General features: G+C 69.1%; 22 protein-coding genes. 15 read left to right on the forward strand and 7 right to left on the reverse strand.

The window, feature by feature from the left end:
* Nucleotides 1–4: 4 nt before the first annotated feature.
* The 4 genes from QOZ99_RS11255 (at nucleotide 5) to QOZ99_RS11270 (ending at nucleotide 4,294) form a co-directional block, all read left to right on the forward strand.
* The gene (locus QOZ99_RS11255) at nucleotides 5–1,513 is read left to right on the forward strand and encodes a tripartite tricarboxylate transporter permease (protein ID WP_306890054.1); all 1,509 of its coding nucleotides are present in this window, start codon (nucleotides 5–7) and stop codon (nucleotides 1,511–1,513) included.
* 486 nt (nucleotides 1,514–1,999) lie between these two features.
* Nucleotides 2,000–2,731, forward strand: coding sequence for a GntR family transcriptional regulator (locus QOZ99_RS11260; protein ID WP_183189061.1), 732 nt, complete (start codon nucleotides 2,000–2,002; stop codon nucleotides 2,729–2,731).
* Nucleotides 2,732–2,970: 239 nt separating this feature from the next.
* Nucleotides 2,971–3,441 (forward strand): tellurite resistance TerB family protein, encoded by a 471-nt coding sequence (locus QOZ99_RS11265; RefSeq protein WP_306890055.1) that lies wholly within the window; start codon nucleotides 2,971–2,973, stop codon nucleotides 3,439–3,441.
* Nucleotides 3,442–3,532: 91 nt separating this feature from the next.
* Nucleotides 3,533–4,294, forward strand: a complete 762-nt coding sequence (locus QOZ99_RS11270) for a glutamine amidotransferase (RefSeq protein WP_306890056.1) — start codon at nucleotides 3,533–3,535, stop codon at nucleotides 4,292–4,294.
* 331 nt (nucleotides 4,295–4,625) lie between these two features.
* Here the strand turns inward: QOZ99_RS11270 and QOZ99_RS11275 are convergent, their stop codons facing one another.
* The 3 genes from QOZ99_RS11275 to QOZ99_RS11285 form a co-directional block, all read right to left on the reverse strand.
* On the reverse strand, nucleotides 4,626–5,084 hold the full coding sequence (locus QOZ99_RS11275) for a Ros/MucR family transcriptional regulator (protein ID WP_183189064.1): 459 nt from the start codon (nucleotides 5,082–5,084) through the stop codon (nucleotides 4,626–4,628).
* A 343-nt stretch (nucleotides 5,085–5,427) separates the two neighbouring features.
* Nucleotides 5,428–6,090, reverse strand: a complete 663-nt coding sequence (locus QOZ99_RS11280) for a TenA family protein (RefSeq protein WP_306890057.1) — start codon at nucleotides 6,088–6,090, stop codon at nucleotides 5,428–5,430.
* A gap of 92 nt (nucleotides 6,091–6,182) precedes the next feature.
* Nucleotides 6,183–6,959, reverse strand: a complete 777-nt coding sequence (locus tag QOZ99_RS11285) for an SDR family oxidoreductase (protein ID WP_306890058.1) — start codon at nucleotides 6,957–6,959, stop codon at nucleotides 6,183–6,185.
* A 188-nt stretch (nucleotides 6,960–7,147) separates the two neighbouring features.
* On the opposite strand from QOZ99_RS11285, the gene QOZ99_RS11290 reads away from it, so the two are divergent.
* The 6 genes from QOZ99_RS11290 (at nucleotide 7,148) to uraD (ending at nucleotide 13,740) form a co-directional block, all read left to right on the forward strand.
* The gene (locus tag QOZ99_RS11290; protein ID WP_306890059.1) at nucleotides 7,148–7,636 is read left to right on the forward strand and encodes an HPP family protein; all 489 of its coding nucleotides are present in this window, start codon (nucleotides 7,148–7,150) and stop codon (nucleotides 7,634–7,636) included.
* Nucleotides 7,636–8,214 (forward strand): TetR/AcrR family transcriptional regulator, encoded by a 579-nt coding sequence (locus QOZ99_RS11295; protein ID WP_306890060.1) that lies wholly within the window; start codon nucleotides 7,636–7,638, stop codon nucleotides 8,212–8,214. The genes QOZ99_RS11290 and QOZ99_RS11295 overlap by 1 nt, the downstream gene beginning before the upstream one ends.
* Before the next feature lie 154 nt (nucleotides 8,215–8,368).
* The gene (gene pucL / locus QOZ99_RS11300; protein WP_306890061.1) at nucleotides 8,369–9,208 is read left to right on the forward strand and encodes a factor-independent urate hydroxylase; all 840 of its coding nucleotides are present in this window, start codon (nucleotides 8,369–8,371) and stop codon (nucleotides 9,206–9,208) included.
* A gap of 43 nt (nucleotides 9,209–9,251) precedes the next feature.
* On the forward strand, nucleotides 9,252–10,076 hold the full coding sequence (locus QOZ99_RS11305) for an FAD binding domain-containing protein (protein ID WP_306890062.1): 825 nt from the start codon (nucleotides 9,252–9,254) through the stop codon (nucleotides 10,074–10,076).
* Nucleotides 10,073–12,850 carry a molybdopterin-dependent oxidoreductase gene (locus QOZ99_RS11310; protein WP_306890063.1) on the forward strand — a complete coding sequence of 926 codons (2,778 nt, stop codon included), beginning with the start codon at nucleotides 10,073–10,075 and terminating at the stop codon, nucleotides 12,848–12,850. The genes QOZ99_RS11305 and QOZ99_RS11310 overlap by 4 nt, the downstream gene beginning before the upstream one ends.
* A gap of 2 nt (nucleotides 12,851–12,852) precedes the next feature.
* Nucleotides 12,853–13,740 carry a 2-oxo-4-hydroxy-4-carboxy-5-ureidoimidazoline decarboxylase gene (gene uraD / locus QOZ99_RS11315; RefSeq protein ID WP_306890064.1) on the forward strand — a complete coding sequence of 296 codons (888 nt, stop codon included), beginning with the start codon at nucleotides 12,853–12,855 and terminating at the stop codon, nucleotides 13,738–13,740.
* A 56-nt stretch (nucleotides 13,741–13,796) separates the two neighbouring features.
* Here the strand turns inward: uraD and QOZ99_RS11320 are convergent, their stop codons facing one another.
* The 3 genes from QOZ99_RS11320 to QOZ99_RS11330 are packed head-to-tail and all read right to left on the reverse strand — an operon-like array spanning nucleotide 13,797 to nucleotide 17,187.
* Nucleotides 13,797–14,678: an efflux RND transporter periplasmic adaptor subunit gene (locus QOZ99_RS11320; protein ID WP_306890065.1), complete on the reverse strand. Its 882-nt coding sequence runs from the start codon at nucleotides 14,676–14,678 to the stop codon at nucleotides 13,797–13,799.
* Entirely contained in the window at nucleotides 14,675–15,055 is a 381-nt protein-coding gene (locus QOZ99_RS22315; RefSeq protein WP_370876838.1) for a DUF1656 domain-containing protein, read from the reverse strand. Before QOZ99_RS22315 ends, QOZ99_RS11320 begins: the two co-directional genes overlap by 4 nt.
* Entirely contained in the window at nucleotides 15,052–17,187 is a 2,136-nt protein-coding gene (locus QOZ99_RS11330; protein ID WP_306890066.1) for an FUSC family protein, read from the reverse strand. The genes QOZ99_RS22315 and QOZ99_RS11330 overlap by 4 nt, the downstream gene beginning before the upstream one ends.
* Before the next feature lie 449 nt (nucleotides 17,188–17,636).
* Between QOZ99_RS11330 and QOZ99_RS11335 the strand changes: the two genes are divergently transcribed.
* From QOZ99_RS11335 to QOZ99_RS11355, 5 genes are all read left to right on the forward strand, one after another.
* Nucleotides 17,637–18,407, forward strand: a complete 771-nt coding sequence (locus QOZ99_RS11335; RefSeq protein WP_306890067.1) for an SDR family NAD(P)-dependent oxidoreductase — start codon at nucleotides 17,637–17,639, stop codon at nucleotides 18,405–18,407.
* Between the two features lie 132 nt (nucleotides 18,408–18,539).
* The gene (hisD, locus tag QOZ99_RS11340; protein WP_306890068.1) at nucleotides 18,540–19,868 is read left to right on the forward strand and encodes a histidinol dehydrogenase; all 1,329 of its coding nucleotides are present in this window, start codon (nucleotides 18,540–18,542) and stop codon (nucleotides 19,866–19,868) included.
* A 1-nt stretch (nucleotide 19,869) separates the two neighbouring features.
* Nucleotides 19,870–20,892: a zinc-dependent alcohol dehydrogenase gene (locus QOZ99_RS11345; RefSeq protein ID WP_306890069.1), complete on the forward strand. Its 1,023-nt coding sequence runs from the start codon at nucleotides 19,870–19,872 to the stop codon at nucleotides 20,890–20,892.
* Nucleotides 20,889–22,235 carry a hypothetical protein gene (locus tag QOZ99_RS11350; protein WP_306890070.1) on the forward strand — a complete coding sequence of 449 codons (1,347 nt, stop codon included), beginning with the start codon at nucleotides 20,889–20,891 and terminating at the stop codon, nucleotides 22,233–22,235. The genes QOZ99_RS11345 and QOZ99_RS11350 overlap by 4 nt, the downstream gene beginning before the upstream one ends.
* Before the next feature lie 22 nt (nucleotides 22,236–22,257).
* On the forward strand, nucleotides 22,258–23,400 hold the full coding sequence (locus QOZ99_RS11355; RefSeq protein WP_306890072.1) for an alpha-hydroxy acid oxidase: 1,143 nt from the start codon (nucleotides 22,258–22,260) through the stop codon (nucleotides 23,398–23,400).
* A 76-nt stretch (nucleotides 23,401–23,476) separates the two neighbouring features.
* Here the strand turns inward: QOZ99_RS11355 and QOZ99_RS11360 are convergent, their stop codons facing one another.
* On the reverse strand, nucleotides 23,477–24,331 hold the full coding sequence (locus tag QOZ99_RS11360; RefSeq protein WP_306890073.1) for an ABC transporter ATP-binding protein: 855 nt from the start codon (nucleotides 24,329–24,331) through the stop codon (nucleotides 23,477–23,479).
* Between the last annotated feature and the right edge of the window lie 10 nt (nucleotides 24,332–24,341).

The raw sequence follows: 24,341 nt of genomic DNA on the forward strand, positions 1-24,341 counted from the left end.
GCCCATGTTTGAGAATTTCATCAATCTTTACCACGGCTTTCATATAGCCGCCGATCCGTTCAATATCCTGCTGATGGCGGTCGGCATCCTGCTCGGCGTCATCATCGGCGTGCTGCCGGGCCTCGGCGGGGCCAACGGCGTCGCCATCCTGCTGCCGCTCACCTTCTCCATGTCGCCGACCTCGGCGATCATCCTGTTGACCTGCATCTACTGGGGCGCTCTGTTCGGCGGCGCCATCACCTCGGTTCTGTTCAACATTCCAGGCGAACCCTGGTCCGTGGCGACGACCTTCGACGGTCATCCCATGGCCCGCAACGGCAAGGCCGGCGAAGCGCTCACGGCGGCCTTCACCTCGTCCTTCGTCGGCGCCTTCGTCGCCGTCATCATGATCACGCTGATCGCCCCGCTCGTCGCGCAGTTCGCGTTGCAGTTCGGGCCAGCGGAGAAGTTCGCGGTCTATTTCCTCGCCTTTGCCTCGTTCGTCGGCATGAGCAAGGAACCGCCTGCGAAGACCATCGTGTCGATGATGATCGGCTTCGCGCTCGCCGCGGTCGGCCTCGACATGGTGACCGGTCAGCTTCGCCTGACCTTCGGCTCCACCGAACTGCTCAACGGCTTCGACTTCCTCATCGCGGTCATCGGCCTGTTCGGCATCGGTGAAATCCTGCTCACCATGGAAGAGGGCCTGGAGTTCCGCGGCAAGGCGGCCAAGATCGATCCGCGGATCGTGTGGAAGACCTGGAAGACGCTACCGAAATACTGGGCGACCTCGCTGCGCTCCTGCATCATCGGCTGCTGGATGGGCATCACCCCCGCCGGCGCCACCCCGGCCTCCTTCATGGCCTATGGCGTTGCCAAGCGCATCTCCAAGAATGGCAAGAACTTCGGCAATGGCGAGATCGAGGGCGTCATCGCGCCGGAGACCGCCGCCCATGCCGCCGGCACCTCGGCCATGCTGCCCATGCTCGCGCTGGGCGTCCCTGGCTCGCCGACCGCTGCCGTTCTGCTCGGCGGCCTGCTGATCTGGGGTCTCCAGCCCGGTCCGATGCTGTTCGTCGAACAGTCCGAGTTCGTGTGGGGTCTCATCGCCTCCATGTATCTCGGCAACGTCGTCGGCCTCATCCTCGTCCTGACGACGGTTCCGCTGTTCGCCTCGATCCTGCGCATCCCCTTCTCGATCATCGCCCCGGTGATCCTGGTGATCTGCGCGATCGGCGCCTACACGGTGAACAACAACGTGTTCGACGTCATCATGATGCTGGTGTTCGGCGTGCTCGGCTACGTGCTGAAGAAGACCAACTACCCGCTGGCGCCGCTGGTTCTGGCCATCGTGCTCGGTGACAGCGCCGAAGAGGCTTTCCGCCAGTCGCTGCTCTCCTCGGGTGGCTCGCTCGGGATTTTCTTCTCCAACGGGCTGGTGAGCACGATCATGGGTATCGGCATCATCGCCGGTATCTGGCCGCTGCTGCAGATCGCGCTGAACCGGTTCCGCCGGGTCGCGCAGCCGGCGTGATCGATGGAGCGGGCGGCGTTCCTTGCCGCCCGCCATGTCGACGGAAGGCCGTCGACCAAGGCTGACGTCGCAAGACGCACGTCCGGTCGACGACAGTTCCAGAGTGGACGCCAGATCCGGGCTCGATCCGGGCCCGGACTGCCGTCCCGCCGCGATCCCGGTCGCGGCGATCCTTTCAAGAGCCGGCGCCATGCCCCCCCGGGATTTTCCGGCGGGCATGGCGCCATGCCCATGCGAAGAGCGGCACGGCTGCTCCCCGCCGGCTCCCTCGCCCCCCGGAGAGCGGAGATCGGGCAAAACGGGCGCCTGGGCGCCGCGCGGCCGCCCGGCAAAGAAGGTGGCACGCGAGCGTCGGGCGGTACCGTACGGGAACGGGGTATGGGAGGGATTGCCAATGTTCTGCACCTACAAGCTGCACGCCCGGCGCCGGGGGATCCCGCGGTCCGGCCCGGGTCCCGCGACGCCGCAGCGGGGGGTGCGAGCGCGATGATGAGTGCCGACACCACCATCCGCCGCATCAATGGCGGGGCCGCCAAGCTCTCGGTGGCGCCGCTCGAGGACACCTCGACCTTCAAGAACCGCGCCTATAGCGCGCTCAAGGAGGTCATCGTCTCGCTCAACATCTACGACCAGCCGCACGAGGTGCGTCTGGACGAGCGCCAGCTTGCGCAGAGCCTCGGGGTCAGCCGCACGCCGGTACGCGAGGCCATGGCCCAGCTGGAGCGCGAGGGCTTCGTCCACTCGGTGCCGCGTCGCGGCATCTATGTGGTGCGCAAGACCAAGCGCGAGGTGATCGAGATGATCCAGGTCTGGGCGGCGCTGGAGAGCCTCGCTGCCCGGCTCATCACCCAGCAGGCGAGCGACGACGAGATCGCGCGGCTGCGGCACATGTTCGCCTCCTTCGAGGAAGACCAGCACACTCCGCATGCCCGGCTGGACGAGTATTCCGAGGTGAACATCCAGTTCCACCAGACGATCATCGCCATGGGGGGGAACGGGATACTGGTCAATCTGGCCGAGAACCTGTTCACCCACATGCGCATGATCCGCCGCAAGACGATCGGCGAGGAGGATCGGGCCGACCGTTCGATCCAGGATCATCTCGCCATCATCCAGGCGCTGGAGGCGCGTGACGCCGAACTGGCGGAGACGCTGGTGCGCAATCACGCGCTCGGGCTGGCCGAGCACGTCGCCCGCTTCGCCGACTATCTGGAGTAAGGCGGGCCGCCTCGCGCGGCACTGGATCAAGCGGACAGCCGGCGGGCACCAAGGGCCCGCCGGCTTCGTCGTGTCCGGCCGGTGTTGCGCGGTTGCACGCCGGCGCGCAGGCGTGCGCCCACCCGTGCGCGGCTCGTTGCACCCCGCAATTGATTCCGCTACGCAGAAATACGAAGGGCCAAGCTTAGCCCCGATCCCAAACCCGATCATCTTTCGCGCCTGCAGGAGAGCCGAGCGGCATGCTGCGCACCTTGACCGATTTCATCTCCGAGATTGCCGGCGGGGCCCGCGAGAGCACCTTCGCCGAGAATGACTATCGGCTCGCCGCGGCGGCGTTGCTGGTGCATGTCGTGACGATTGACGGCGTGGTGGGCGAGGATGAGATGGCCCGGCTGCGCGGCATCCTGGGCCGCCGTTTCGAGCTTGGCGAGGACGATGCCGGGCGGCTTCTGGAAGCGGCCATCGCGCGCGACGCGGAAGCTGTCGACCTCTACGCTTTCACCAGCGTGCTCAACCGGGCGCTGGATGAAGAGGGGCGCAAGCGCATTGTCGAGATGATGTTCGAGGTGGCCTATGCCGATGGCGGGCTCACTGAATTCGAGGACAATCTCGTGTGGCGCGCCGCGGAACTGCTGAACGTGAGTTCGCGCGACCGGGTGCAGCTGCGCAAGACCGTGCGCGACGCGGCCGGCGACGCCGGCGAGGAATAAGCTCGGTCGCGGTCTTGAGGCGGCCGGAATCTGGCGTCATCCTTGCCTGTCGGCTGAGACGAATCGCTCGCTACAGGTCTGCTCACGAAAGATGCCGCTTCCCGTCCTGATCGTGCTTCACCAGGAACATTCCTCCCCCGGACGGATCGGGCGGCTCTTGACCGAGCGCGGTTATCGGCTCGACCTGCGTCGCCCTTGCCTGGGCGACCCGCTGCCGACGACGCTGGCGGGGCACACCGGCGCCATCATCTTCGGCGGGCCGCAGAGCGCCAATGACTGCCATGATTACGTGCGGGCGGAGATCGACTGGATCGGCGTGCCGCTGAGCGAGGGCAAGCCCTATCTCGGCATCTGCCTCGGCGCCCAGATGCTGGCGCGCCATCTCGGCGCCGGCGTCGCGCCGCACCCGCAGGGGCTGGTGGAGATCGGCTATTATCCCATCCGCGCCACACATGCGGGCCGGGCGCTTCTGGGCCGGGCGCTTGTGGGTCGGGCGCTTCTGGGCAGCGCGGCGGACGAGCCACCGCCCTGGCCCGATCACGTCTATCACTGGCATCGCGAGGGCTTCGAGCTGCCCGCCGGCGCCGAATTGCTGGCGGAGGGCGAGGCCTTTCCCAACCAGGCCTATCGTTATGGCGAGAACGCCTTCGGCATCCAGTTCCACCCCGAAGTCACCCACCACATGATGTGCCGCTGGACCGTGCATGGCGAGGCCCGCATGGACCTGCCGGGCGCCCGCCCGCGCCGCGCGCATTTTCTCGACCGTCTGCAGCATGACGGCCGCATCCGGCTGTGGCTCGATGCTTTTCTCGACCGCTGGCTGGCCAGCGGGCCGGTCGCGCCCGCCTGGTGACGGGTTTCGCCGCTTTCGCGACGCTGCCAGCCTGACAGGGGGGCGTCGATCCGATGCCAACGCCCCATCGCCATGCCGATCCGGCGCCGGGATGCGGCTGCCCTGCCGGGCGCGCGGATGGGCGGCAAAATGAAACGCCGCGACCCGACTTGTTCGGGGCACGGCGATTTCAGCATCAAACGTCTCGCAGGTGCAGGGCCGGCAAGGTGCAAGGCCGGCAAGGTGGAGGCCCGGCAGCGTGCAAGGCCTGCAGCGTCAAGGCCTGCAGCGTCAAGGCGCGGGGCACCTCGAGTCGCCTCAGGCGACCTTGGACCCCAGGCGACCTCGGGCCTCAGGCGACCTTCTTGCGGCCGCGCGGCTTGGGAGCGGGCACTGCGGGCTTCTTGCGCTGCTGGCCGAGGCCCATCTTCTTGGCGAGATTGGAACGCGCCTCAGCATAGCTGGGGGCGACCATCGGATAATCGTTCGGCAGGCCCCACTTCGCCCGGTATTCTTCGGGTGTCATGTTGTACTTGGTCCGCAGATGGCGCTTGAGAGACTTGAACTTGAGTCCGTCCTCAAGGCAGATGATAAATTCCGGCGTGACCGACTTCTTCACCGGGACAGCGGGCTTAAGTACCTCTTCCACCACCGCCGGGGCCGGGGCGGAAAGGCGAAGCAGAGCGCCATGCACCTTGGCAATCAGATCGGGAAGCTCCGTGGCGGGCACCGAATTATTGCCGACAAAGGCGGCCACGACATCGGCGGTAAGGCCGAGATAGTCCACAGGTGAGCTATCCTGTTCCGACATTTATTTTCTCCATGGCGAACTTCCACTGATTTAACACCGTCCTTGCGAAGGTCAATAAGCAAGGAAAGAAAAACGGCGTCCGCGGCAAGTTAAACCTTCGCGAGCCTGTTGCGGATCAGCACGATCGGACAGGCAGACATGATTTAAGGTTGTGTCAGGTCGAAGTCTTCAGGCGTCGACCGGATCGGCCGGCGAGTTGGTATACCAACCCCCGGCCCGCCGTCTCCGCATAGTCATCTTGCGATGATCTATTCAAGTGTAAAGGAGTGGCCAATGCGGCGGAACTGCAAGGCTCGCTGAACAAATGGCCGGGGGTCGTGTGCCGGCCACAGTCACGGAACAATCACAAGTATATATGGTCGAAGAAGGCGCGCTCCAGCGCGACGGCGCGACCGAACAGGGACGCGGCGGCGGCGCGGCCCGTCTCATCCGTATCCGCTCCCGCACGATCGAGTTCCCCGCGCAGCCAGATCACAAATGCGCGAAACCCGTCATTATTGTGCAGCGTGATCCATTCCGCGTGGATGAAATCGGCCGGAAGCACGGCGCCGGGGCGGTCGGCCCAATCCAGATACAGCCATTCGGCGACGGTGAGCACGGCAAGACAGCACGCATAGTCGCGCGTCTGGGCGGCCTCGCGCATCAGCGCCTGGAAGCGCGCGGTCGGCGCGGTGATGGCGGGCTGGCGGCGCTCGGCCTCCGGGACGCCCAGCGCGTCGAAGCCGCGCTGGAAATAGGTGTTCTCGTCGCTGGTGATCATTGCCGCGAACTGGGCGAAGCGGATGCGCGATTCATAACGGTCGACGGTGGCGATCGCCATGCCGAGCAGCGCGACGAAACCATCGATGAACTGGTAGTCCTGCGTCAGGTAACGGCGCATGACATCTGCGGGCACGCTGCCGGCAAAGATCTCCTCGACGAAGCGATGCTGGCGCGCCGCGTTCCAGTTCTCGGCATTGGCCTGTTTCAGCGCGTCGCTGAAGGGTTGCACTGAGTGATTCGCCATCGATCGTCTCCCGCGGGTTCGCGGGTTGTATGACCGGATGCGCTTGGGCCGTCGAGCCGCGCACGTGCCTGTGGCGCGTTACATGCGGCGCGTTACATGCGGATCGTCTGGCCGCCGTCGACCACCAGCACATGCCCGTTGACGAAGGACGCCTCGTTCGAGGCGAGGAACACGGCGGCCGGGCCGATCTCCGGCGGATGCCCCCAGCGGCCGACGGGCACGCGGATGTCGACGAAGGCGGAGAATTCGGTGTTGTTCACCAGCGACTGGTTGGTCTCTGTGGCGAACATGCCGGGGGCGATGGCGTTGCTGGTGATGCCGGCGCGGGCATAATCCACCGCCAGCGCCCGCATCAGCCCGGTGAGGCCCGCCTTGGCGGCGGTGTAGACGGGATCGTTGCGGTTGGCGATCTGCGCGGCGATCGAGGTCACGGTGATGAGCCGCCCATGGCGGTGATGGGCCATGATCTCGGCCGCCTCGCGCGCCAGCAGGGTCGGCCCGATCAGGTCGGTGGCGAAGAGGGCGCCGACCTCCTCGGGGGTGAAGTCCCGGAGCGGCCGGCGGTCGCGCGCGCCCACATTGTTGACCAGGATGTCGAGTCGGCCGAACCTTCCGGCAATCTCCGCGATGGCCGCGCGCCCGGCTTTGAAATCGGCCACATCGAACGCCGTCCACGTGACCTGCCGCCCGGTGGCGGTGCCGATCGCCTCGGCGGCGGCGGCGAGGCGCGCCTCGTTTCGCCCATGGATGACCACGTCCGCTCCCGCCTGCGCCAGCGCCTTGGCCATTTCGAAGCCGAGGCCCCGGCCGGCGCCGGTGACAAGGGCGGAGCGGCCGGCGAGCGAGAAGAGCACGGGTGTCGGGGTCATGCGATTGTCCGGGATGGCGGTCGCCGAGGGGGTGTCGTCAGCGGGAGAGGGCGGGTGCGGCGGGTGAAACGACAGGCTGCGTCGTGTTTCGCCCAATTCGATGGCAGGAGCCACCCGCTTTCGCCGGCTTGACAGAACCGGCTGCGTGTCTGTACCAATTGGTACATACAAAACCGATTGGTACACATATGCGTCATTATTTTCATCGCCACCAGCCACCGCATCATCCGCATATCGCCGTGCTCGCCGGCATCGGCGCGATGGTGGCGATCGGCGTCACCGGTGCGCTGAGCGTCTATGCCGGGGCGCCCTTGCTGATCGCCCCGTTCGGCGCGAGTGCGGTGCTGTTGTTCTCCGTGCCGGCGAGCCCGCTCTCGCAGCCGGCCAACGTGGTCGGCGGCCATGTGGTGGCGACGGCGGCGGCGCTGGCGCTGCACATGGTGCTGCCGGGCACGTGGTGGGCGGCGGCGATCGCGGTCGGCGTCGCCATCGCGCTGATGGCGCTGCTGCGCATCACCCATCCGCCGGCGGGCGCGGACCCGCTGCTGGTCTTTGCCGGCGACCCGACATGGGCCTTCCTCATCATGCCGGTCGGCCTCGGCGCGGTGGCGCTGGTGGCGATCGCGGTCATCTTCCACCGCCTCACCCGCACCACCTATCCCTTGAGGATCCCCTGATGGCCCGTCTCGTCGCCGAGCGGGCGGACATCGTGCCGGCGCTTGGCGAACTGTTTCGCACCCACGGCTATCAGGGCACCAGCCTCGCGCTCATCAGCGAGCGGACCGGGCTGGGCAAGGGCAGCCTCTATCACTTCTTTCCCGGCGGAAAGGAGGAGATGGTGCAGGCCGTGCTGGCCGAGATCGACGGCTGGTTCGAGAGCGAGATCTTCGCTCCCCTGCGCACCGGCGAGGGGGAGGACGAGATGGCGGCGCGGGCGCGGATCGCCGCCATGTTCGCGGCGGTGGATGCCTATTTCCGCTCCGGCCGGCGCGCCTGCCTCATCGGCACCTTCGCGCTCGGGCAGGTCCGCGAGCGCTTCACCGTGGTGATCGACGGCTATTTCTGGCGCTGGCAGGTGGCGTTGGCGGGCGCGCTGGCCCGCGCCGGCGTGCCCGCCCATGAGGCGAACGGCATTGCCGAGGAGGTGCTCGTCGGCATTCAGGGCGGCATCGTGCTGGCGCATGCGCGCGACGATGCCGAGGTGTTTCGCCGCACGCTGGAGCGACTGCGGGCCCGTTGCCGGTTCGCCCTCTGAGCCTTGGTCGGCTTCTCTCCCGTCCTGTGATGATGCCTAATGGCGCGAGTCGCGCGCGTGCGGCGGCCGGCTACCGGTTTCTGGCATCGGTTTCGCATGGTTCGACACCGGACCGGGTGAGAGCCGGGGCCGCGCAGGCAGGGGAGAGGACAGAATGGCGCTTATCCGCAACAGCTACGGCAAGGGCCGGGTGCGCATCATGCGTGTGAAGCGCGACAGCGCGCGGCACGAGGTGCGCGAACTCACCGTCGAGGTGCTGCTGACCGGCGCCTTCGATGCGTCCTACACGGAAGGCGACAACCGGTCGGTCATCGCGACCGATTCGATCAAGAACATCGTCAACTTCCTGGCCCGCGACCATGTCGGCGCAGAGAACGAGGTGTTCGCCGGAATCCTCGCGCGCCATTTCCTCGACCGTTACGCGCATGTCAGCGGGGTGAGCGTCACCGCCAGCGAGACCAAATGGTCGCGCATCGTGATCGAGGGGGCGCCGCACGATCATTCCTTCGTGCTGGACGGCAATGGCCGGCCGACCGTGAAGCTCACCGCCACCCGCGAGGGCACGACGCTTTCCTCCGGCGTCAGCGGCTTCACCTTCCTCAAGACCACGCAATCGGCCTGGGAAGATTACTGGTTCGACGAGGCGACCACGCTGAAGCCGACGCCCGACCGCCTCTTTGCCACCGCCATGGATGCCTCCTGGCTGTGGTCCACCGTGCCGGGCTCGTATGAAAGCGCGAACCAGGCCGTGCTCGATTCCGCGCTGAAGGTCTTCGCCACCACGTTCAGCCCCGGCGTGCAGAACACGCTCTACCTCATGGGCGAGGCGGTGCTCGCGGCCGTGCCGGACATCCGCGAGATCAGCATCGCCTGCCCCAACAAGCATTACCTGCCGATCGACCTCTCACCCTTCGGCCGCGCCTTCGACGGTCAGGTCTTCACGCCGACCGACGAGCCGCACGGCCAGATCGCGTGCACGATCGGGCGTGGCTGAGAACAGCACAGGCTCACGGGGGCAGGCTCGCGGGGACAGGCTTTTGGATCTCAACTCGGTAACGGCCATCGTGCGGCCGCGCGCGCGCAGCGAATTCGCCCCACCGGGGGCGGGAGACGCCATCCTCGGCGGCGGCACCTGGCTGTTCTCCGAGCCGCAGCCGGGGGTGCGTCGGCTGATCGACCTCACCGATCTCAACTGGCCGCCGCTGCAGGCGAGCGCCTCGGGCCTGTCCATCGCCGCCACCTGCACGGTGGAGCGGCTCTATGGCTTCGATCCGCCGCCGGACTGGCGCGCCGCTTCGCTCATCGCCGCGTGCTGCCGCTCCTTCCTCGCCTCGTTCAAGATATGGTCCATGGCCACGGTGGGCGGCAATCTCTGCCTCGCGCTGCCGGCCGGGCCGATGATCTCGCTTTGCGCGGCGCTGGAAGGAACCTGCGTGATCTGGCGCGCGGATGGCGGCGAGCGGCGGATGCCGGCCATCGATTTCGCGCGCGGACCGCTCGACAACGCGCTGGAGCCGGGCGAGGTGCTGCGTGCCATCGAACTGCCGGTCGAGGCGCTGCGCCGGCAGGCCGCGTTCCGTCGCGCCTCGCTCACCCCGCTCGGGCGCTCCGGCGTGCTGGTGATCGGCACGCGGGCGCCCGACGGCCGCTTCGCCCTCACCGTGACGGCGGCGACCCGCCGGCCCGTGCAGCTGCGCTTCGAGCCGATGCCGGGCGCGCGGCTTCTGGCGGACCGTCTCGCGACGGCGATTCCCGACGCGCTCTATCATGACGACATTCATGGCCGGCCGGACTGGCGCCGTCACATGACACGCGAACTGGCGGAAGAAATACGCGACGAACTGGCGGAGGGTGCCGGGTGACTTTTCGCGTCAATGGCGTGTCGTACGAGGTGGCGCCCCGGCCGGGGCAATGCCTGCGTACCTTGCTGCGCGAACTGGGCTGGTTCGGCGTCAAGAAGGGCTGCGATGCCGGCGATTGCGGGGCCTGCACCGTGCATGTGGACGGGCGCCCGGTGCATTCCTGCCTGTTCCCGGCCTTTCGGGCGGAGGGGCATTGCGTTACCACCATCGAGGGGCTGGCGGAGACGGTCGAGGGGCCGGGCCTGCACCCGATGCAGCAGGCTTTTCTGGAGGCGCAGGGTTTTCAGTGCGGCTTCTGCACCGCCGGCATGGTGATGACCGCCGCCGCGCTCGACCAGGCGCAGAAGCACGACCTGCCCGCCGCGCTCAAGGGCAACCTGTGCCGCTGCACCGGCTATCGCGCCATTGCCGACGCCATCGAGGGCCAGTGCGCCGTCGAGCCGGACGCGGCCGGCGCCTCGGTCGGGCGCAGCCTGCCAGCGCCCGCCGGGCCGGCCATCGTCACCGGCGCGGCGCGCTACACCATGGATGTCGCCCCCGCGGGTGAACTCGCCGGCCTCACCCACATGAAGATCCTGCGTTCGCCGCATGCCCATGCGCGCATTCTGCGCATCGACACGGCGGCGGCGCTGGCGGTGCCGGGCGTGGTCGCGGTGCTGACGCATGAGGACGCGCCCGCCCGGCTTTTCTCGACCGCTCGCCACCATCATGTCACCGACGATGTCGACGACACCCGCGTGCTCGACACGCTCCTGCGCCATGTCGGCCAGCGCGTCGCCGCCGTCATCGCCGAGACCGAGGCGGCCGCCGAAGCCGGCTGCGCGGCGCTCCGCGTCGACTATGAACTGCTGCCGGCGGTGTTCGATGCTGAGGCCGCGATGATCCCCGGCGCGCCGCTTGTGCATGGCGACAAGGGGCCGGAATCGCGCATCGCCGATCCCGCGCGCAATCTCGTCGCCGAACTGCAGGGCGGCGTCGGCGATGTCGAGGCCGGCTTTGCCGCGGCCGATGTAGTGCACGAGGCGACCTACACGAGCCAGCGCGTGCAGCATGCGCATCTGGAAACGCATGGCGCCATCGGCTGGCGCGATGGCGAGGGCCGGCTCGTCATCCGCACCTCCTCGCAGACGCCGTTCCTCACCCGCGATGCGCTGGCCACGCTCTATGACCTGCCGCGCGCGGCGGTGCGGGTGTTTACCGAGCGGGTGGGCGGCGGCTTCGGCGGCAAGCAGGAAATGCTCACCGAGGACATCGTGGCCCTTGCCGTGATGAAGACCGGCCGGCCGGTGAAGCTGGAATATACAAGGGCCGAGCAGTTCGCCTTCTCCACCAGCCGCCACCCGATGAGGGTGGGGGTGAAGCTCGGCGCCACCCGCGAGGGCCGGCTCACCGCCCTCGCGCTCACCATGCTGCTCGACACCGGCGCCTATGGCAATCACGGGCCGGGGGTGATGTATCACGGCGCGGGCGAGTGCATCGCGCTTTATCGCTGTCCCAACAAGAAGGTGGCGGCGCGGGCCGTCTACACCCATTCCCTGCCGAGCGGCGCCTTTCGCGGCTACGGGCTGAGCCAGACCATTTTTGCGGTGGAATCGGCGATGGATGAACTGGCGCGCAAACTGGGCCTCGATCCTTTCGCCCTGCGCCGGCTGAACGTCATCGGCCCGCAGGACGAGATGACCTCGGCCGGCGGCGGCGCGCATGATGTCGAGATAGGCAGCTATGGGCTCGACCAGTGCCTCGACTGGGTCGAAAAGGCGCTCGACGCGCCGGGGCGGGAGGCCCTGCCGGAGGACTGGCTGGTGGGGCGCGGCATGGCGGCGGCGATGATCGACACCATCCCCCCGCGTGGCCATGTGGCGCAGACCCGCCTCATGCTCGCGGAAGGGGGCGGCTTCGAACTCCTCACCGGCACCGCCGAATTCGGCAACGGCACGACGACGGTGCACCGGCAGATCGCCGCCACCGTGCTGGGCGTGCCGGTGGATCGCCTCCATGTCCGCCAGTCGGATACGGACATCGTCGCCCATGATACCGGCGCCTATGGCTCGACCGGTACGGTGGTGGCGGGAGAGGCGACGCGCCGCGCGGCGGAACGGCTGGCGGCGGCGATCCGGGAGGCCGGCGCCGCGCGCCTTCGCGTTTCGCCCGCCGAGTGCCGCATCGAGGCCGACGCGGTGCGGGCCGGCGCGGACGCAGTTCCGCTGGCCGCGCTGGCGCCGCTGGAGGCGACCGGGGATGCCGGGGGATCGCCGCGCTCGGTCGCCTTCAACGTGCAGGGCTTCGAGGTCGCGGTGCACCGGCGCTATGGCGAAATCCGCATCCTGCGCTCATTCCATGCCGCCGATGCCGGCACCGTCATCAACCCGATGCAGTGCCGGGGGCAGGTGGAGGGCGGCGTGGCGCAGGCGATCGGCGCCGCGCTCTACGAGGAACTGACGCTGGACGGGCAGGGCGCCGTGACCAATGCCAGCTTCCGCTCCTATCACATTCCCGCCTTCGCCGATGTGCCGCACACACAGGTGTTCTTCGCGCGGACGCAGGACCGCGTCGGCCCGCTCGGCGCCAAGTCGATGAGCGAGAGCCCCTATAATCCGGTGGCGCCGGCCCTTGCCAATGCCATTTTCGATGCCACCGGCGTGCGCCTGCGCGCGCCGCCCTTCAAGGCCGACACGCTTTATGCGCTGCTGCCGGCAGATGACGGTCGCCGGTTCCACGCGCCGTCGTCGGGCGAACCGGAATCCCCGCTCGAAAACGCCGCAAACGAGGACTGAACATGGTGGACCGCATCAGCCTCGACACTCTCAACGGGCTTGACCGGGCGGCCTTCGTCGCGGCGCTGGACGGCATTTTCGAGCACGCCCCGTGGGTGGCCGAGGCCGCAGCGATCGAGCGGCCCTTCGCCGGCATCGCCGATCTCCACGCCGCGCTGATGGCGGCGGTCTGGGCGCGGCCGGAGGGCGAGCAGGTCGCCTTCGTCGCCGCCCATCCGGACCTTGCCGGCAAGGCCGCGCGGGCGGGCGACATGGCGGCCGCCTCGGTGTCCGAACAGGCCGGGCTCGGCTTCGATCAACTGTCGGACGACGAATATGCGCGCTTCGAGCGGCTGAACGCGGCCTATCGGGCGCGGTTCGGCTTTCCATTCGTCATCTGCGTCAGGCGCCAGACGCGCGACGCCATCCTCGCCGCCTTCGAGCGGCGCCTCGGACATGACCGGCCGACCGAGCTTGCCGCGGCGCTGGCCGAGATCGGCTACATCACCCGCCTGCGCCTCGTCGAGCGGGTCGAAGGGCCAGGTGCGCCGCCGGTCGCGGGCCGACTGTCGACCCATGTGCTGGACACCCACAAGGGCGGCCCGGCGCACGGGGTGCGCGTCGAGCTTTACGAGGTCGGCGCGTCGGGCCGCGCGCGGCTGAAGGAGGCGCATACCAATGCCGACGGGCGCACCGACGCGCCGCTCATCGGCGGGGTGCCGCTGCGCGCGGGCACCTATGAGCTGGTCTTCCATGTCGGCGCCTATTTCGCCGCTCGCGGAATCGATCTTCCCGGCCAGCCCTTCCTCGGGGAGGTGCCGGTGCGCTTCGGCATCGATGACCCCGAGGGGCATTATCATGTGCCGCTGGTGGCGACGCCGTGGAGCTATTCCACCTATCGCGGCAGCTGAGGCGCCGGCATTTCCGCGCGGCGGAAGCACCCGCGCCGCGCGCGCGACGTCTTCGATCAAGGGCTGGTGCGTCGCGGCGTCACCACCACGGTAGCCGACATGCCGGCGGCCAGCTCCACGCCGGGCGGCAGCGTGCCGATGCGGATGCGGACGGGGATGCGCTGGGCAAGGCGTATCCAGTCGAATTGCGGGCTCACATCGGCCAGCAGGCCGCTGCGGTCCGTCGTGTTGGCGATGGCCCGGCTGAGCCCCTCCACCACGCCCTGGACGATCACCCCGCCGGCCATCAGCTCGATCTGCGCGGCGTCGCCGACACGGATGAAGGGCAGCTTGGTCTCCATGAAATAGGCATAGACATAGAAGGAATGCGCATCGACCAGCGCGATCACGCCCTGGCCCTGCGTGGCGTAATTGCCGACGAAGACGTTGAGGTTGGTGACATAGCCGTCCACCGGCGCGCGCACCTCGCTGCGGGTGAGGTTGATCTGGGCGGTGGCCAGCGCGGCCTGCGCGGCCTCGACCTCCGCCTGGGCCTCGCCGGCCGAGGTGGTGGCGCTTTCCGCCGACTGGACGGAAATCGCCTCGCTGTCCTCGCGCACCAGGCTGGTATCGCGGTTGGCGCTGTCGCGCGCATATTGCAGCGCCGCCTGCTTCATCGCGACCTGCGCGCTCGCCTGCTCGACCGCGACCTTGAAGCGCTGCTGGTCGATGACGAAGAGCACGTCGCCCTTCTTCACCAGCTGGTTGTCGACCACGTTGACCGCGCTGACGAGGCCGGAGACATCGGGCGCGATCTCCACCACGTTGGCCAGCACCCGCGCATCGCGCGTCCACGGCGAGAGCGTGTAATAGACCCATATCTGCCAGCCCACACCCAGTGCCGCGGCGGCGGCGGCGAGGGTGATGACGACCCGCAGGGCGACGGCGCCGATATTCATGCCTGTCCTTCTCCAGCAAGCGGCAAGCCGGGCATGCCCGGATCCAGTGAGGCAAGACCGAACGTGGCAGGACCGAACGTGGCAAGGCCCGACGTGGCCGGGCCCGACGTGGCAAGGCCCGAGGTGGCTGAGCCCGACGTGGCTGGGCCGAGCATGGCCAGACCCAGCATGACCGCGCCGAGCACGATGATGTAAAGCGCGGTGTCGAATAGCGGACGGTGCCAGATCCGCCGGTAGAAGCCCGCCCGCCCCATGGCCCAGCGCAGGAGCAGGAAGGGCGGCAGCGCAAGCGCCGCCCACATCATCAGCGGCGGCAGGTAGAAGCCGAGCGCTTCGGGCGTGAAGAAGGCGAGATGGGCGGGGAACAGCACGCTCACGCCTCGCGGAAGGATCGGGTGAGGATGGCACGGTCGATGCTGAAGCGATCGCCGATGAAACGCAGCGAGGCTCCCGCCCGCACGGTCAGCGCCGCCGCCGCCGAGCCCGGCGCCAGCGTGAGGGCCTCCAGCATAGCGCGTGCCGTCGCCACCGTCGCCTCGGCCTCCGCGACGGCGTCGGGCAGCCGCGCGCCGGCGCGCGGCCATGTCTCCAGCACGGCGGCGAAGCGCGTCAGGAAGCGTGCCAGCGTCTCGTCCGCCTCTGCCGGCAATGCCGGTTCGAGGCGCAGGCGGTGGAGCCGGCCCAGTTCGAGCGCACAGGAGGCGGCGCCCAGCGTGCCGCGCAGGAAGTCTTCATCGCCGCTGCGGTCGAGCGACAGGCGCGGCAGAAGTTGCGCCAGCATGTCGACGATCTCGCCGAGCACCCGGCGCTCGTGCCGCTCGCCGCGCGCCGCCATGGGGAGCAGGCGGCCGACGATCGCGGCCCAGGCCCGGCGTCGCGAGGCCTGCGACGTCACCGGAAACAGCGCGAACAGCATGAGCCCCGCCATCATGCCCGCGATGAAGGCGAGGTTTCCGTTGAAGAAGCTGAGTTCATCGGGCTGGAACAGGTTGCCGGTACCGATCTGGTCGGCGAGGAAGCCGGCGAAAATGATGCCCTGCCAGACATAGGCGGGCGTGCCGGCCATCAGCCCCCCGGGCAGCAGGACCAGGACGAGGAAGATGGCCAGCGCGCCATAGCCCTCCAGCCGTGGCAGCACGAACACCATGGCGGCATAGGCGGCGGCGATGGCGAGAACACTCCAGATCAGCACCGGCAGGCCGAGCTTGCCCGGCCGGTCCTGGTTGACCGAGAAGAACAGCATCAGCCCCAGCCCGGTGACGGCGCCGAATCCCTGGTCCCACCCGCTCGCGGCCCAGAAGGCTGAGGCGAGCACCACGCCGAGCGCGGCGCGCAGGCCCACCAGCATGGCCTCCCGCCGTGCGGCTGCCGGCATCGCCTCGACCGGCCGGCGCAGGTGGCTGCGCCCGCGCCGGCGCAGGCTGGCGGCTTCGCACACGATCACCAAAGACAGCCCGTGCAGCAGGTCGCCGGCGCGGCGCAGGATCAGCAGCCCGTTGGCCAGCGGCGCGAACGGCACCGTGCCGGCCATGGCCTGGAGCTGCAGAGCCGCCGCGTCGAGCTGGCCGCGCGCTGCCAGCAGATCGCGCCGCACGCGGTGGGGATCGGCGAAGGCGGAGGGGTCGGCAGCCAGCCGCTCCAGCGTCGCGCGGGTGTGCTCCAGCGCCGGCCTCACCTGCTCGACCACCGGCCCCGCGCCCTCGACGCGGAAATCGTCGATCCGCACGAACAGGCCGCGGGCCACCGCCAGCACACGCAGGAACTCGCGCAGCGTGCGCCGCAGCAGCACATCGTCGGCGCGCAGTTCCGGGGCTTCGAACACGGCGTAGGAGCGCAGCGCGTCGAACTTGACGACGGCGTCGACCATCTCCCGGCGCAGCGCCACGAAGGTCGCGAACGGCATGTCCGGCTGCAGCGCCACCGCGCCGTAGCGGCAGAGCCGGCCGAACAGCGCGGCCATCTGCTCGCGCAGCGCGTCGCCGGCATAGCGCGGCAGGATCAGCACGGTGGCTGCCGTGCCGCAGACAATGCCGATGACGATCTCGCCGGTACGGTCGGCGGCGATCGACCAGGCGTTCATCGGATCGGCCGAGCCCTCCAGCGCGACCAGCAGCGCCGTGTAGCCGGCGAGCATGAAGGCATAGGCGGCATAATTGGCCAGTCGTGCCCCGAGATAGAAGGTGAGGCCGACAAACAGCGCGACGCAGCCGACCAGCGGCGGACCCGACTCGGCGAACAGGGCGAGGAAGACGAGGCCCATGGCCGCCCCGCCCAGCGTGCCGTAGATGCGATAGGCGCTCTTGGCCAGCGCGGCGCCGGAGGTGGGCTGGGCGAGCAGGTAGACGGTCAGGATCGCCCATTGCGGGTCCTGCATCTCCAGCCAATAGGCAATGGCGAGCGCGGTCACGCCCGCCAGCGCGGTGCGCAGCGCGAACACCCAGTTGCGCCAATTCAGATCGATCGGGAAGGGGCGCCACCCCTCGGGGCGGGCCGTCTCAGCCACGCTCATGGCGCCTCCCCCGCGCATGGGAGCGGCCGACACCATCCCCCGCCGGCATTATCGCCACGCTGGCGGTTTCTGCCAAGCGCGTGGGGGGGGGTGACGCGGCGCGGCGACGGCACCCCCTTCCGGCCCGGCCGGCGGCACCCCCTTCCGGCTCGGCCGGTGGAATGCGACCCGCATTGTCGCGTGAGCGGAGGCGCGCGCCGGAATACGCGGATGCTTGATCCAGCCTACCGGATGGCCGCGACGCGCGAGACGGCGGGGAGGGGCTGGAGGATCTCTGGAAACGGGTGGCGACGTGGCGGAACGGCTTGAGCTTGGTCCGCGCCTCCTCGAAGATGACCGCCCAACGCGCGTTCCGCGGACATTGCCGGCCTGGGTTGCAGCGCCTTGTCGCCGCCAACCGGAGGTCGCGCCGCTCGAACCTGCTCCAGCTGCCTGCCGGGACCTGAACCATGCGTGCACATCCCCTGTTCGATCTTACCGGCCGCAAGGCGCTCGTCACCGGTGCCAGCCGCGGCATCGGCCGGCAGATCGCCACCGCTCTCGCCTCCGCCGGCGCGGATGTGGCGGTGACGGCGCGCGCGGTCTCCTCGCTGGCGCAAACGGTGGAGGACATTGCCGCGCAGGGCCGGCGGGCGGTGCCGCTCGCGCTCGACGTGACCGATGTCGCGCGCTGCCATACGGGCATCGCGGAGGCCGCGCAGGCGCTGGGAGGGCTCGACATCCTGGTCAACAATGCCGGCATGGAGGAGGTCCGCCCCTCGCTGGAGGTGGACGAGGCGCTGTGGGACCGGATCCTCGACACCAATCTCAAGGGCGCCTTCTTCTGCGCGCAGGCAGCGGCGGGCGTCATGAAGGCGGCGGGCGGCGGCGCCATCATCAACCTGTGCTCGCTCACCTCGGAAGTCGGCATTCCCACCGCGGTGCCCTATGGCTCCTCGAAATCCGGCCTTCTGGGCATGACGCGGGCGCTGGCGGCGGAATGGGCGGATCTCGGCATTCGCGTCAACGCCATCGCGCCGGGCTATTTCCGCACCGCGATGACCGACGTCTTCTATGCCGATGAGGCCTGGCAGGCCTCGATGCGGGCGAAGATCCCCATGCGGCGCTTCGGCGAACTGGGCGATCTCTCGGGCATCGCCATCTTCCTGGCGTCCGAGGCCTCCGCCTACATGACCGGCCAGTGCCTCCCGGTCGATGGCGGCTTTCTTGCCTCGATCTGAGCGGCCCCGATCGGGGCTGCATCCTTCGAAACGCCTGCGCCTTGGGCAGGTGGCGCGCAATCTTTGGCCTCCCGAGAGCGGCCTTATGTCTGTACATACTCGCCCCTCATCGGGGCGGTGAGGACTTCTGCCATGTCGGATATCTGCAATTTCCACGAACTCGCCACGCTGGACGCCAAGGCCCGCGCGGCGCTGCTGAAGCGCTCGGAAACCGATCTGTCGAGCTTCATGGAGCGGGTGCGCCCGATCATCGAGGCGGTGCGGCTGGAGGGCGACGAGGCCCTCGCCCGCTTCGGCCGCGACTTCGACAAGGCGGACATCACCGCCGACCGGCTGAAGGCGACGGAAGAAGAGTTCGATGCCGCCTTCAAGGCGGTCGACCCCGAGGTGATCGATTCCATCCGGTTCGGCATCGCCAATATACGCAGCTTCCATGAGGAGCAGGCGCCCGAGCCGATGTGGCTCAAGGAAGTGCGCCCCGGCGCCTTTGCCGGCGACCGCTGGACGCCGATCGAATCGGTGGCGCTCTACGTGCCGCGCGGCAAGGGGGCCTTTCCCTCGGTGACGATGATGACCGCGGTGCCCGCGAGCGTGGCGAAGGTCAGGAACATCGCCATCGTCACCCCGCCGACCACGGATGGCGGCGTCGATGCGGCGACGCTGGTGGCCGCACGGCTCGCCGGCGTCGAGACGGTGTACAAGTGCGGCGGTGCGCAGGCGGTGGCGGCAATTGCCTATGGGACTGAGACCGTGGGCAAGGCGATCAAGATCGTCGGCCCCGGCTCGCCCTGGCTGGTGGCGGCCAAGCGGCTTCTGTCCGACATCATCGACACCGGCCTGCCGGCCGGGCCCTCCGAGGCGCTCATCTTTGCCGACGGAACGGTGAACGGCGCGGTGGCGGCGCTCGATTTGCTGATCGAGGCCGAGCACGGGCCGGATTCCTCGGCCTATCTCGTCACCCATTCGCGCGAGGTCGCCGAGGCCGCGCTGAGGGCGCTGCCGGGCCACTGGGCACGCATGACGGAGCAGCGCGTCGCCTTCTCGAAGGCGGTGCTCACCGGCCCGTGCGGCGGCATCGTGCTCACCTCGTCGCTGGAGGAGAGCATCGATTTCGTCAACGCCTATGCGCCGGAGCACCTGGAAATCCTCTCCACCGACCCGTTCGCGCATCTGGGCCGCATCACCGAGGCGGCGGAGGTGCTGATGGGCCCCCATACGCCGGTGACGATCGGCAATTTCGTGCTCGGGCCGAATGCGGTGCTGCCGACCAGCCGCTGGGCGCGCACCTATGGGCCGCTCTCGGTGACGGATTTCCTCAAGCGCTCCTCCATCGGCTATGTTACCGCCGCCGCCTATCCCGAGTTGGCCGGCCATGCCCGCCGGCTGGCTCGCTATGAGGGGTTCTCCAGCCATGAGAATGCCGTCTCCGAGCTCCGCGACGAACTGCTGAAGGGCGGCTGACATGAAGGCGGTGCGGCTGCACAAGGCGGGCGATCTGCGCGTGGAGGCGGTGCCCTCTCCCGGCGCGCCGGCGCCGGGCTGGGTGCGGCTCACCGTCACCGCCGCCGGTATCTGCGGCTCGGACCTGCATAATTTCCGCACGGGGCAGTGGATCACCCGCGCGCCCTCCATCGCCGGGCATGAACTGGCGGGCGTGGTCGCCGCGCTCGGGGAGAGCGTCGAGGGATTTGCGGTGGGCGACGCGGTGGTGGCGGATTCGCGGTTCTGGTGCGGGGAATGCCCGGCCTGCCGCGCGGGCCGCCGGCACCTGTGCGAAAGGCTCGGCTTCATCGGCGAGGCCTGCGACGGCGGCTTCGCCGAGGAGATCGTGCTGCCCGCCCGGCTGCTGCTGCCGGTCGCGCCCGGCATCGACCCGGCCGTGGCGGCGATGGCCGAGCCGCTGGCGGTCGCGCTGCACGCGGTGCGCCGCCTGGCGCCGCGGCAGGGAGAGCCGGTGCTGGTGGTCGGCTGCGGGCCGATCGGCGGGCTGGCGGCGCTGGTGCTGGCGCGCGATCATGATGGCCCTATCCTGCTCGCTGACCGCAACGTCGCCCGCGCCGCGTGCGTGGCCGAGGTCACGGGCGGCAGCGTCGCCGCACTCGAACCCGACGCCCTTCGCGCCGCGCTGGGCGGCCGGCTGCCGGCTGCCGGCGTTGAAGCCACCGGCAGCCCGGCGGCGCTGGGCGCGCTGATCGGGGCGGTGGCGGGCGGCGCGCGCGTGGCGCTGGTCGGCATCTATCACGGCCGGCTGGCGCTCGATCCCAACCTTCTTGTCGAACGCGAGATCGACCTCGTCGGCTGCCACGCCTTCACCGATGAACTGGCGGAGGCGGTGGCGCGCCTGCCGGAACTGGCCGGCGACCTCGCCCGCCTGATCGACCGCCAGATCGGGCTCGACGCGGTGCCCGACGCCTATGCCCGGCTGCTCCGGGGCGAGGCGCAGGGCCTGAAAACCATCATCCGCCCCGGCGGCGTGCCCGCATGAGCGCCCTTTCCGCGCCAAGCCGCACGGCGCAGATCCGCGCGCTCGCGCTGCTCGATCCGCTTGCCGCATGCGCGCCGCTCGCCGCGCTGCTGCGCGACCTGTTCGGGCTCGTGCCTGAAAATCTCCGCATCAATCTCGACCAGTACAGCCTGAATTCGCTGAACGGCTTCTTCGAGACGCCGGAGGGCGCCTTCTTCTTCAAGTTCCATCAGGAGGAGGGCGAGGAGGGCATGACCGGCGAGTATTACCGCGCCGACATCCTCAGCCGCGCCGGCCTGCCGGTCGACCAGCCGGTGCATGTCTCCACCCTGCCGGGCGAGCAGATCCTGGTCTATCGCAAGCGCGAGGAGCCGCGCTTTTCCGATGTGCTGCGCGCGCTCGACATTGCCGATGATGCGGCCGTGCGGGTCAGCGCGGTGGCGGCCGAGAGCGCGCTGTCGCGGCGGCTCACAGCTACCTATCTCGCCACGCTGCACCCGATCACCCAACAGGAGGCGAACGCCGAGCCGATCCACCGGCTGTTCCACGAGCGGCTGGTCGACCGGCCGGGCGATGGCGGGCCGCCGCGCTATCCCGGCGGGCGGCTGAAGGATTTCTATCTCGGCCAGTCCTTCGCCCTTCCCGGCATGGAACTGTCGTGGGAGGACCTGTCCGCCCGGCGCTTCCGCGTCAACGGGCGGACCTATGCCCGCCCGCTGGCCGAACTGTTCGACGCCGCCGAGGCGCGGCTGCGGCCGGAACGGCTGGCGGATGCGGGCGGCGTGGTCGCCCATGGCGATGCGCATAATGCCAATGTCTGGCTCACCCCGACACGCAAGGGGCCCCGGCTCACCTTCTTCGATCCCGCTTTTGCCGGGGCCAATGTGCCGAGCCTGCTCGCCGAGGTGAAGGCCACCTTCCACAACGTGTTCGCGCACCCGTTCTGGCTCTACGACCCCGCGCTGGCCACCGGGTGGTTCAACGCCGTGGCGCGACTGGAGCCGGGACTGCTCGTCGTCGACACCGACTGGGCGCTGTCGCCCGTGCGGACGGCGCTCCTCGACGTGAAGGCGCGCGAGGTCTGGCGCCCGTTGCTGGCCGCCTTGAGCGCGCGCGAACTGTTGCCGGCCGACTGGCGCGAGGTCGTCCGCCTCGGGCTGTTCCTCTGCCCGACGCTGGTGATGAACCTGCGCGCCGGCGCCCGCTCGCACACGCCCGTGTCCTCGCTGATCGGGCTGTCGGTGGCGGTGATGGCCGGCAGCGCGCCGCTGGACGGCGCGGATATGGTCACGCGCTTCCTCGACAGCATCGACCCCGGCAGGGGACAGGCGGAGGCCGGACGGCCTATAGAGGAGGGCCATTGAGCCCGTCGCGAGTCGCCCCATCATGATCGTCAATGTCGAGGATGCCCGCCAAGCCGCCCGTCGCCGGTTGCCGCGCATCTTCTTCGACTATGTCGATGGCGGCGCCTTCGCCGAGGAAACGCTGCGCGCCAACCGCGAGGATTTTGCCCGCTGGACGCTGGTGCAGCGCGTGCTCAACGACGTCTCGGCGCGCGACCTCACGACCCGCTTCCTCGGTACCGATCATCCGCTGCCCTTCATGCTCGGACCGGTCGGTTTTCTCGGCCTCTATGCCGGCCATGGCGAAGTGGCCGCGGCGAAGGCGGCGCATGCGGCCGGCATCGGGCTGTGCCTCTCCACCTTCTCCATCGCCTCGCTGGGCCAGCTGCGGCAGGCGACCAGCGGGCCGCTGGCTTTCCAGCTCTACGTGATGAATGATCGCGCCATCGGCGACGCATTGCTGGAGCAGGCGCGCGCGGCCGGTGTCGAGACGCTGTTCGTCACGGTCGATACCGCCATCACCTCGGTGCGCGAACGCGACGTACGCAACGGCTTCCGCTCGCTCACCCGCATCACGCCGGCCCTCGCGCTGAAATTCGCCACGCGGCCGCGGTGGAGCCTCGACATGCTGCGCGCCGGCCGGCCGGAAGTGGGAGCCATCGCGCATCGGCCGGAATTCGGCCGGGGTGTGCTGGAGCAGGCGAGCCACCTCTCGCGGCGCATCGACACCCGCCTGTCCTGGAAGGATGTCGACGACCTGCGCGCGCGCTGGAACGGGCGGCTGGTGCTGAAGGGTATCCTGGCGCGGGAGGATGCGCTGACCGCCCGCGCGGCCGGCGTCGACGCCATCGTGGTGTCGAACCATGGCGGGCGCCAGCTCGACGGCGCCGCCTCCACCATCGCCGCGCTGCCGGACATCGCCGAGGCGCTGGGCGGCAGCCTGGAAATCCTGTTCGATGGCGGCATCCGTCGCGGCGCCGACATCGTCAAGGCGCTGGCGCTCGGCGCCTCCGGGGTGATGCTGGGGCGCGCCTATGTCTATGGCCTCGCCGCCGCCGGCGAGGCGGGCGTCGCCCGCATCATCGCCCATCTGAGCGAGGAAGTGAGCCTCACGCTGGGGCTGATGGGGATCAGCTCGATCGACGAATTGAAGCGCCGCGGGCGGGCGGCGCTGCGTCCGCGCTGAGCGTGGCCGTCTCGGAACGACCGATGCAACCCGCGTGCCCCGATCTGGCGGCGCTGCCCTCAGATCGGGGCACCATCTAATGCTCGTCGTCCTTGATCTCGTTCTTGAGCAGATCGAGGATGCGGCGCTTCACGGCGATGAATTCCGCATCCATCACCATGTCCATCGAGCGCGGGCGGGGAATGGGGACGATGATCTCCTCCTTCAGCCGGCCGGGACGCGCGGTCATCACATAGATGCGGTCGCCGAGCAGGATGGCCTCGTCAATGTCATGGGTGACGAACAGCACGGTCTTGCGGTTCTCTTCCCACACCCGCAGCAGCAGCTTCTGCATGGAGTTGCGGGTCTGGCTGTCCAGCGCGCCGAACGGCTCGTCCATGAGAAGGATCTTCGGGTCGTTGGCGAGCGCGCGGGCGATGGCGACGCGCTGCATCATGCCGCCGGAGAGCTGCTTGGGGTAGGCGTCGTGAAAGGCGGCAAGGCCCGTTTCGTTGAGGTAGCGGTTGACGATCTCCTCCCGCTGCTTCGCCGGCATGCGGCGGCGCTTGAGGCCGAATTCCACGTTCTCGCGCACGGTGAGCCAGGGAAACAGCGTGTAGGACTGGAACACCATGCCGCGGTCCGGCCCGGGCCCGTCCACTTCCTCGTCGCCGAGCAGGATCTCGCCGGAGGTCGGCTCGGCGAGACCGGCGACGAGATAGAGCAGGCTCGACTTGCCGCAGCCCGAGGGGCCGACGATGACGGCGAACTGGTTGTCCGGTACGTCGATGGAGATGTTGTCGATGGCGACGACATTCTTGCCGCGCGTGGAATATTCCAGCCGCACATCCTTGATGCGCAGGCGCGGCTCGGTGGCGCCGGCGCCAGAGGTCGCCGATCCGATGCCGGCATTCGCCGGCGAGGTCTCGCGCTGCAGTTGGACGACGCTCATCGCTCGCTCC

The sequence above is a fragment of the Ancylobacter amanitiformis genome (genome assembly GCF_030814815.1).
Lineage (GTDB): Bacteria > Pseudomonadota > Alphaproteobacteria > Rhizobiales > Xanthobacteraceae > Ancylobacter > Ancylobacter amanitiformis.